The 8,728-nt window shown below is 57.8% G+C and carries 9 protein-coding genes and 1 pseudogene; 4 read left to right on the plus strand and 6 right to left on the minus strand.

All coding sequences use genetic code 11. The annotated features are described in order from the left end of the window. Positions 1-132: 132 nt before the first annotated feature. A complete protein-coding gene (locus tag CMQ96_RS08315; RefSeq protein WP_024359078.1) occupies positions 133-816 on the minus strand; it encodes an extensin family protein in 684 nt (227 codons plus the stop codon). 101 nt (positions 817-917) lie between these two features. Here CMQ96_RS08315 and ddlA point away from each other — a divergent pair, with 101 nt between their 5' ends. Beyond that, positions 918-2,015, plus strand: coding sequence for a D-alanine--D-alanine ligase (gene ddlA, locus CMQ96_RS08320; protein WP_004132487.1), 1,098 nt, complete (start codon positions 918-920; stop codon positions 2,013-2,015). 152 nt (positions 2,016-2,167) lie between these two features. Here the strand turns inward: ddlA and CMQ96_RS08325 are convergent, their stop codons facing one another. Next, a complete protein-coding gene (locus CMQ96_RS08325; RefSeq protein WP_004132489.1) occupies positions 2,168-2,371 on the minus strand; it encodes a DUF2754 family protein in 204 nt (67 codons plus the stop codon). Between the two features lie 255 nt (positions 2,372-2,626). On the opposite strand from CMQ96_RS08325, the gene CMQ96_RS08330 reads away from it, so the two are divergent. Beyond that, positions 2,627-2,929, plus strand: a complete 303-nt coding sequence (locus CMQ96_RS08330) for a DUF2755 family protein (RefSeq protein WP_004129576.1) — start codon at positions 2,627-2,629, stop codon at positions 2,927-2,929. Here CMQ96_RS08330 and CMQ96_RS08335 read toward each other — a convergent pair. The 3 genes from CMQ96_RS08335 to CMQ96_RS08345 all read right to left on the minus strand — a co-directional run bounded on the left by CMQ96_RS08335 (position 2,926) and on the right by CMQ96_RS08345 (position 5,901). Next, positions 2,926-4,032 (minus strand): DUF1615 domain-containing protein, encoded by a 1,107-nt coding sequence (locus tag CMQ96_RS08335; RefSeq protein ID WP_024359080.1) that lies wholly within the window; start codon positions 4,030-4,032, stop codon positions 2,926-2,928. The genes CMQ96_RS08330 and CMQ96_RS08335 overlap by 4 nt on opposite strands. A gap of 18 nt (positions 4,033-4,050) precedes the next feature. Continuing rightward, positions 4,051-5,271 carry a peptide antibiotic transporter SbmA gene (sbmA, locus tag CMQ96_RS08340; RefSeq protein ID WP_004132492.1) on the minus strand — a complete coding sequence of 407 codons (1,221 nt, stop codon included), beginning with the start codon at positions 5,269-5,271 and terminating at the stop codon, positions 4,051-4,053. A 117-nt stretch (positions 5,272-5,388) separates the two neighbouring features. Then, positions 5,389-5,901 carry a cysteine hydrolase family protein gene (locus tag CMQ96_RS08345; RefSeq protein ID WP_176518982.1) on the minus strand — a complete coding sequence of 171 codons (513 nt, stop codon included), beginning with the start codon at positions 5,899-5,901 and terminating at the stop codon, positions 5,389-5,391. 221 nt (positions 5,902-6,122) lie between these two features. Here CMQ96_RS08345 and ampH point away from each other — a divergent pair, with 221 nt between their 5' ends. Both ampH and hemB read left to right on the plus strand, forming a co-directional pair. Further along, positions 6,123-7,283, plus strand: a complete 1,161-nt coding sequence (gene ampH / locus CMQ96_RS08350) for a D-alanyl-D-alanine-carboxypeptidase/endopeptidase AmpH (RefSeq protein ID WP_004132496.1) — start codon at positions 6,123-6,125, stop codon at positions 7,281-7,283. Between the two features lie 106 nt (positions 7,284-7,389). Further along, on the plus strand, positions 7,390-8,364 hold the full coding sequence (gene hemB / locus CMQ96_RS08355) for a porphobilinogen synthase (RefSeq protein ID WP_004132498.1): 975 nt from the start codon (positions 7,390-7,392) through the stop codon (positions 8,362-8,364). A 114-nt stretch (positions 8,365-8,478) separates the two neighbouring features. On the opposite strand, the pseudogene CMQ96_RS08360 reads toward hemB, so the two are convergent. Beyond that, positions 8,479-8,586 (minus strand): annotated as a pseudogene (locus CMQ96_RS08360) (transposase); the annotation flags it as partial. Positions 8,587-8,728 lie beyond the last annotated feature (142 nt).

Genomic DNA, 8,728 nt, shown 5'->3' on the forward strand with positions numbered 1-8,728 from the left:
CTAGCTTAGCAATTTCCCTCATCCGACGTACTACCAGAGGTGCGCTGGCAGAGAGTTTGGTGTTTTATGACATGTGATTCCGTTATGACGAACAATTTCGTGGTGAAAAGCGTACAAGACAGCGAGATATGCTCAGAAACAGAATCCCTGGCCGCGCATGCCGAGGTGAAAATGGTTGGCGTGGGCCGCGTTGTAGTCCGGCCCTAAAGCGTTACCGTAATAGCCGCAGCCGCCGGTCAGTAACGCCTGCAGCCAGGGGTGATACTGCGCATCGGGCCACCCTTTCAGCACGCTGATGCGGCGGCCATCGGCCAAACGAAAGCCGCTGATATCCAGCGCCTCCGCGGTAGCATGTTCGCTGCGCCGCGCGTTCTGGCGATGGTAAATATTGCGGCAGGCATAGCTGCCAAAATGGTCAACCTGGCGGAGCTCCTGCCCCAGCATCCGGCGGGTCAGCGGTTTCGCCTGCTGTTGCAGATAAAGCGCGCTGCTCAACGCCAGCGGGCAGCTGGCGAGGAAGCTGCTGCTGAGCTTTACCGCGCCAAAATCGCGTACCCGAACCACGTTTTGCAGAGGGCACTCTCCCCCGCTATCGGCCACCGGCTGGCTGGTGATGAGATTTCGCTGATTCGCTTTTTTCAGCAGGCCGGCGCACTGCGCGGGGGTCAATCGCCGCAGCTTATAGTGAGTGATGAACCCCGGCGGATCCTCCAGGCGCAGCGGCGCCAGCGGGTTATAGTGCGCGGGAAGATAACGATAGCCGTAATATCCGGCCGCCAGCAGCGCCAACAGAACGATAAGCCCTTTTCCTTTCACGCGCTGCCTCCCAATGCTTTACCCGGTGAATATTATGGCAGCCAGGCGGCTGTTTCACATGCTATGTTATGCCCTTTGATGTAATCATGATGGAAGTTGAAATGGCTAAGATGAGGGTTGGGATCGTTTTCGGCGGTAAGTCGGCAGAACATGAAGTGTCGCTACAGTCAGCGAAAAATATCGTGGAAGCGATCGATAAAACGCGCTTCGACGTAGTTTTGCTGGGGATTGATAAGCAGGGGCAATGGCATATCAACGACGCCAGCAACTATCTGCTCAATCCGCAGGACCCCGCCCATATTGCCCTGCGCCCATCCGATATTACGCTGGCGCAAATTCCCGGACGCGAAGCGCAGCAGTTGATTAACGCCGATAGCGGCCAGCCGCTGGCGGCCATTGACGTGATCTTCCCGATTGTTCACGGCACCCTTGGGGAAGATGGTTCTCTGCAGGGCATGCTGCGGATGGCCAACCTGCCCTTCGTCGGTTCCGACGTTCTCGGCTCCGCCGCCTGCATGGACAAAGACGTCACCAAACGTCTGCTGCGCGATGCCGGGCTGTCGATTGCGCCTTTTATTACCCTGACCCGCGCCAACCGGAATCAGATGAGTTTTGCCGAGGTGCAGGCGAAGCTGGGCCTGCCGCTGTTCGTCAAACCGGCGAACCAGGGCTCCTCGGTGGGCGTCAGCAAGGTCAACAGCGAAGAGCAGTATCAGCAGGCGGTCGCCCTTGCCTTCGAATTTGACCATAAAGTGGTGGTTGAACAGGGGATTAAAGGGCGCGAGATCGAGTGTGCGGTGCTGGGCAATGATAATCCGCAGGCCAGCACCTGCGGCGAAATCGTCCTCAACAGCGAATTCTACGCCTACGACACCAAGTACATTGACGATCAGGGGGCGAAGGTGGTGGTTCCGGCGGCCATCGACAGCGACGTCAACGATAAAATTCGCCAGATCGCCGTTCGCGCCTATCAGACCCTCGGCTGCAGCGGCATGGCGCGCGTCGATGTCTTCCTGACCGCCGAGAACGACGTGGTGATTAACGAAATCAACACCCTACCGGGTTTCACCAACATCAGCATGTATCCGAAGCTGTGGCAGGCCAGCGGTCTGGACTACACCAGCCTGATTAGCCGCCTGATTGAGCTGGCGCTAGAGCGTCACGCCGCCGATCGCGCGCTGAAAACATCGATGAATTAATCCCGGTAACGGGTTCACCGCCATCTGCCGGCGGTAGCCCGGGTAAGGCGTTTACGCCGCGACCCGGGGAGTGTGCCGGGATTGATGTATCAGCCCGGCCTTTTCCCGGCTCGCGCTGCGCTTAGCCGGGCTACGGCTTCACCGCCTCCGCTTTACGCTTCCTCTGCCGGGCGGCGGCGAATAATAAACCCGGCGATCCAGAAGCTAATCACCCACGTCACTAGCCCAACCGCGTAAGAACGCCAGCCTTCGGTTTCATAGCCAAGCAGCCCGACCACGCCATTCATAATAAAAATTAACCCCAGCGCAACCGCGTAGTAGTGCCAATCGCGGCGGATTTTTTCAGTGAGCTTCATAACCACTCCGACAACAAAAAAAGCATCTTCGCATAGCCGCCACTGCGGGTCTGTAGCCACGTTGAGAATTGTCGCACATTGCGATATCGGTCTAAATTTCACAAATTTGTAGCAAACTCACAACCCGATGAAATCAGGAATATTCCTGGGCGGAAATTACCAGCAATCCGATACTGAAATCCCCCCTTCGTTGCCAGAATAAACCTCTATGTAGCCGTGGAAAAAACGGCAGGCAGGTGAAGTATGGAGGTCAATATGGCAGAGTTCACCTTTGCAAAGACCGTCAACGGCGGCAAAAAGAGGGGCTCTATCACCAGCAGCAACATCGCTTACGCTCTGTTTGTGCTGTTTTGCTTCTGGGCCGGTGCGCAAATGCTGAGTATGCTGATCCACGCGCCGGGGGTTTTTGAGCATCTGATTCAAATGCAGGACAGCAGCCGCCCGCGGGTCGAGATTAGCCTGACGGTCGGTACTCTCTTCGGGCTGATTCCCTTCCTGGCAGGCTGCGTATTAATTGGTATACCAGGGCTGATTTTCCGCTGGCGCAGCCGCCGCTAACGGCGCGCCATACAGCTGGCCCGCCGGTCATCAACGCGTTTAGCAAACCAGGCGGTCGTCAGATTACGGGTAATTTTCGGGCTCTCTAGCTGAATGCCCGGCAGCACTTCCCGCGGTAGCGTTTTACCGGCTTTTTTATCGGCAATACGAAACACTTTTTTATAGAGTTCGCTCTCTTCAAACGCCAGGGTATCGCCCTTTTTCAACTGACGATGGATATCGTCATCGCTCATCGCCAGCTGTGAGGATAACCGGCGCACCGCCAGTTCGGTGGTTCCGGCCTCGTCGCTATCGTAACGAATTAAGTCGCCATCCAGCGCCAGCTTCACGCCGGTCGCCCTGGAGACCGCATTCTGGAACGCGGCGTTGCGGCTGGCGTACCATCCGGCGTTGAAATCGGCAAAACGGTACAGCGGCACGCTGTAGTTCGCCGGATAGTTCAACAGATGATAAGTGCCAAACCACAGACCGCCGCGCAGGCTGAACACCTCCTGGCGCACGGTACCGTCGATTTTCCACGGATAGCCGTCGGTATGCTGCTCGGCGAAGGCGATGCTGACCTGCATCGGGCCGCCGGTATGCACCGGGTTCAGGGAGCCGAACAGCTTCTGCCCCATCGGCACCATACCGATAAAATCATCGAAAATCGCGCTCAGCTGCTTTTCGGTTTTCACGCTGTCCAGGCGTTCGCTATAGCTTTTGCCGTTGGGCGACTTGATTTTCAGCGCGGTATGCACCAGAAAAACCGGGATATGCATTTTCTCCGCCCGGCGGTCTATCTCCTGCCAGGCGATTTTGTTTAGCCCGGGCACCGCCGGGTCCGACTGATAGTTGGACTCCTGCTGCGCCACCGCCAGCACCGAACAGACATTCTCTTCCGTCGGCGCCAACTTCTGGCTGGCGAAGGTTTTGGCGATAGCCTGCGCCCAGGCCTCGCGATCTTTGACGCTGGCGGGCATTTTCTGCCGCACCACCGCGGCAACATCAATCGGCTTTTCGCCCTCCTTCAGCACCGGCTCCGGCTTGCTGGAACAGGCGCTGAGAACCAACCCGGCCACTAGCGTCAGGGTGAGCGAAACAAAACGAGATGATGCTACGGCCATATTTCTTCCTTGCAATGGTTAACTTAATGTTTGGGTCACTTCCAGCAGCTCTTTGCCATCCAGTTCGCGTTCAAAGCTGCGCAGACGTTTGTAGATGGACATCAGCTCAACCAGCGTAGTCCAGGAGCTAATCAGATACTGGAACGAACCGCGAACCTGGCCAAAGACGTTGGTTATCTGAGTCATCAGGCCCAGCGTAATCGTACCGGCAACAATCGACGGAAACAGCAGGAACAAACCGAAAACGTTATCGACCTGAAGATAAAGAATACGGGCGATATTGAAATACATGTAGTGGAAATAGAGGCGGAAATAGTTGCGGCGCACGGCGCCAAAGAGCTCACGCACCGTCGGCGGCGTCGCGCGGCTGGCGTCATCCTCGCCGTACACCAGCTCTTTACGATAGGCGGCCTCGACGCGCTGGTTTTTAAATTCCAGCCCGGGCAGCTTGATTCCCACCACCGCCAGCAGGCCGGTGCCCATTAACGACCAGACGATCGCGGCAATCACCAGGCCGTAAGGCAGATGGCCGACAATCGGTAAATCCGGGACGTGCGCGGAGAGCGTCACCAGCACCGGCAGGAAGGCGATAAGCGTCATCACCGCGTTAAGGAAGCTGACGCCCATGCTCTCCAGGGTGGAAGCAAAGCGCATGGTATCTTCCTGCACACGCTGCGCGGCGCCTTCGATATGGCGCAGATGCTGCCAGTGCGCCATATAGTGTTCGTTCATGGCGGTACGCCAGCGGAAAACGTAGTGGCTGACGAAGAAGTTGTTCATCACCCCGATAATCACCGCGATAAGCGCGATGCCGAGAAAGATGCCAATCTCATGATAAAACTGGTTAATGCTGACCTTATGCGGCGTCGCCAGCGCGGCCTGAATAAGATCGTAGAACGGGGCGTACCAGGCGTTGATCGCCACCCCGACCTCCACCAGAAACCAGGTGACGAAAATAATCAGCGAGGTACCGAGGATCGACCAGTACTGCCAGCGGTGGGGGCTGTAGATAAACCAAAAGAGGGCGAAAACGCCCACGCAGAACACATAAAAGGCGTAGAACACCAGGTAGTTAAGCGACCAAAAGCGCGCCGCGCTAATCGCCACATCCTGGGATGCGCCGGTGGCCCGCAGCAGCCAGTCGCCGCCGCCCGCCTGCCAAAAGATCACCGCCAGCAGCGACCAGATAAAGGCAGAAATAAAAAACGGCCCCGGTTTGGGGAAAAAGGATTTAAACATCATGCTCTCCTGCTAACTTCTTTTTCATTTTGCTGTGCTGTGTACCACAAAAACGCCCGCCGCAAAGCCGTCGCAGCGAAGCAAAGTGGGCGGATGATGAGACCGGATATCAGCGGCTTAGTTCGCCGACCATCCGTTCAGAATTGTTTCTGTCGATTTCACCTGTAAAGGATTGCCCGGAACGGTCAGCGTACGCCACACTTCGTTGTAGTGGGCGATCAGCGTGACGGCCTGCGCCGCCGGGCGGTTGGCGGTAGTATGGGCATCTTCAGCGACGGTAATCGCATAGCCCCGGCTGGCGCCGTTTTTGATGGTGGTATCTACGCAGTAGTCGGTGGCGCAGCCGCAAATCACAAACTGCGTGATGTGATGCTCGCGCAGCACCGCTTCCAGACGGGTGCGGTAAAAGGCGTCGCAGGCGGTCTTGGTCACAAACAGCGCGCCAGCGGGTTGGTGCAGTTCGGGCAGCAATGCAAAACCTTCGCTCCCCTCCTCCAGACCGCCCTCTTCGCAGTGCTGGATGAAGACAACGGTATCCGCGGCGTCTATCAGGCGGTTGATTTGCGCCGCGCAGCGCTCGCGCTCAATACGCGGCGTCGTGAAAACGCCGTTTTGCATATCCACTACCATCACTACCCGTTTCGCCGCCATCGTCTCTTGCCACCCATCTTAAGCCAAAACGATCATCATACGCGCCCGCGGGCGAAAGCCGCTATCCGAAAGCTTAAAAAAGGTTTTTTTACGCCAGGTTACGTTTTTCCGCACAGAATGGCGTTATTAGCGCTTTGCTCGGCGGCGCTTCGTAGTATAAATACGCTCTATATTTTTCTTCACCATGATGGATGTCCCCGTTGAAACGTAGTCTGCTCATTTTTGCTGCGCTGTGCGCGGCGTCGTTGACATCGGCGCAGGCCGCGCAGCCGAGCGTCGACCCGGAATTCGCCGCCGATGTTGTCGACCGTTACGCTAACCATATCTACTACGGCAGCGGCGCGACCGGTATGGCGCTGGTGGTTATCGATGGTAACCAGCGCGTATTTCGCAGCTTCGGCGAAACGCGCCCGGGCAATAATGAGCACCCGCAGCTCGATTCGGTGATCCGCATCGCCTCCCTGAGCAAGCTGATGACCAGCGAAATGCTGGTCAAACTTCTCGATCAGGGCGTCGTTAAGCTCAACGATCCGCTGAGCAAATACGCCCCGCCGGGCGCGCGGGTGCCGACATATCAGGGAGCGCCCATCACGCTGGTGAATCTGGCGACCCATACCAGCGCCCTGCCGCGCGAACAGCCCGGCGGCGCGGCGCACCGGCCGGTGTTCGTCTGGCCGACGCGCCAGCAGCGCTGGAACTGGCTCACCACGGCGACGTTAAAAACCGCGCCGGGTTCGCAGGCCGCCTATTCCAATCTGGCGTTCGATTTACTGGCCGATGCGCTCTCTACCGCCGCGGGCAAGCCTTATCCGCAGCTGTTTGAAGAGCAGATCACCCGCCCGCTGGGGATGAAAGACACGACCTTTACGCCGTCTCCCGATCAGTGCCGACGCCTGATGATTCCGGAGAAAGGGGCCAGCCCGTGCAACAATACCCTGGCGGCCATCGGCAGCGGCGGCGTTTACTCCACGCCTGGCGATATGATGCGCTGGATGCAGCAGTTCCTCTCTTCCGATTTCTTCACCCGCGGGCAGCAGGCGGACCGGATGCAGACGCTGATCTATCAACGCAGCCAGCTGACGAGGGTGATCGGGATGGACGTGCCGGGCAAAGCCGATGCGCTGGGCCTCGGCTGGGTCTACATGAAGCCGAAGAACGGCCAGCCGGGCATCATTCAGAAAACCGGCGGCGGCGGCGGTTTTATCACCTATATGGCGATGAACCCGCAGGCTAACGTCGGCGCCTTCGTGGTGGTAACCCGCTCGTCATTGACGCGTTTCAATAACATGAGCGACGGGATCAACGAGCTGGTCAGCGAATTAAGCGGCGTCCGCCCGGTGATGGAAACCGCCAGCCAGTAGCCTTGTGGGATGTTTTACCGACGATGGATAAGGATCGTTTTGGCGAAACATCCCGCCGCCAATTGAGGTAAACTCGCTTTTTTCATTTCACAAAATCAGGCAAACCATGACAGATTTAATCACTCGCCCACGCCGCTTGCGCAAGTCCGCTTCGCTACGCGCCATGTTTGAAGAGACAACACTGAGTTTGAACGACCTGGTGTTGCCGATCTTTGTTGAAGAAGAAATCGATGATTACAAAGCCATCGAAGCCATGCCCGGCGTGATGCGTATTCCGGAAAGACACCTGGCGCGCGAAATCGAGCGCATTGCCAACGCCGGTATCCGTTCGGTGATGACCTTCGGGATTTCCCATCATACCGATGCCGTTGGCAGCGATACCTGGAACGAAAACGGCCTGGTGGCGCGCATGTCCCGTATCTGTAAAGAGGCGGTGCCGGAGATGATCGTGATGTCCGACACCTGCTTCTGCGAATACACCTCCCACGGCCACTGCGGCGTGCTGTGCGACCACGGCGTCGATAACGATTTAACCCTTGCCAACCTCGGTAAGCAGGCGGTGGTCGCCGCTGCCGCAGGCGCCGATTTTATCGCTCCTTCCGCGGCGATGGACGGCCAGGTGCAGGCTATTCGCCAGGCGCTGGACGCCGCCGGATTTACCGATACGGCGATTATGTCCTACTCCACCAAGTTCGCTTCATCGTTCTATGGTCCGTTCCGCGAAGCCGCGGGCACCGCGCTGAAAGGCGATCGTAAAACCTATCAGATGAGCCCGATGAACCGCCGCGAAGCGATTCGCGAATCGCTGCTGGACGAAGCCCAGGGCGCCGACTGCCTGATGGTCAAACCGGCCGGTCCGTATCTCGATATCCTGCGCGATCTGCGCGAGCGCACCAACCTGCCGCTGGGCGCGTACCAGGTGAGCGGTGAATACGCGATGATTAAGTTCGCCGCCCAGGCCGGCGCTATAGATGAAGAGAAAGTGGTGCTGGAAAGCCTCGGCGCGATCAAACGCGCCGGCGCGGATCTGATCTTCAGCTACTTCGCTCTCGATCTGGCCGAAAAGAAAATCCTGCGTTAGTTTAGCTCCCCGGGCTACGGGCTTACAGCTATCTGTGGGCTGGTAGCCCGGACAGGCGCAACGCGCCGCCTCCGGGAAAGTCACTTTAACGACGCTCGCCGCACAATAACTCCTTCACCTCTCCCCCCAATCAATCGGATACAAACTACGGCTTACATCGCGATGAAAGGTTGAATAGGGCCAATCCCGTACCTGACTTACCCACCCGTGCTTAACCGGATTGCAATCTGGAAACGCGTTCGCAACTTTCCGGCTTCGGCCTTCCCGGAGGCGGCGCTGCGCGCCTGTCCGGGCTTGTATGATTAACCCGTCAGAAAGAACCGGCCAGTTCTCTCTGATGGCGGTCCGGATGCCGTGTCCGGGC

This window comes from Klebsiella sp. MBT K-1, assembly GCF_002556465.1.
GTDB lineage: Bacteria > Pseudomonadota > Gammaproteobacteria > Enterobacterales > Enterobacteriaceae > Klebsiella > Klebsiella grimontii.

What these genes read in the sequence shown, in the direction of transcription:
- ddlA (WP_004132487.1), top strand. Translation starts at nt 918, where the DNA reads ATGGCTAAGATGAGGGTTGGGATCGTTTTCGGCGGTAAGTCGGCAGAA.
- sbmA (WP_004132492.1), bottom strand. Translation starts at nt 5,271, where the DNA reads ATGTTTAAATCCTTTTTCCCCAAACCGGGGCCGTTTTTTATTTCTGCC.
- CMQ96_RS08325 (WP_004132489.1), bottom strand. Translation starts at nt 2,371, where the DNA reads ATGAAGCTCACTGAAAAAATCCGCCGCGATTGGCACTACTACGCGGTT.
- CMQ96_RS08335 (WP_024359080.1), bottom strand. Translation starts at nt 4,032, where the DNA reads ATGGCCGTAGCATCATCTCGTTTTGTTTCGCTCACCCTGACGCTAGTG.
- hemB (WP_004132498.1), top strand. Translation starts at nt 7,390, where the DNA reads ATGACAGATTTAATCACTCGCCCACGCCGCTTGCGCAAGTCCGCTTCG.
- CMQ96_RS08330 (WP_004129576.1), top strand. Translation starts at nt 2,627, where the DNA reads ATGGCAGAGTTCACCTTTGCAAAGACCGTCAACGGCGGCAAAAAGAGG.
- CMQ96_RS08345 (WP_176518982.1), bottom strand. Translation starts at nt 5,901, where the DNA reads ATGGTAGTGGATATGCAAAACGGCGTTTTCACGACGCCGCGTATTGAG.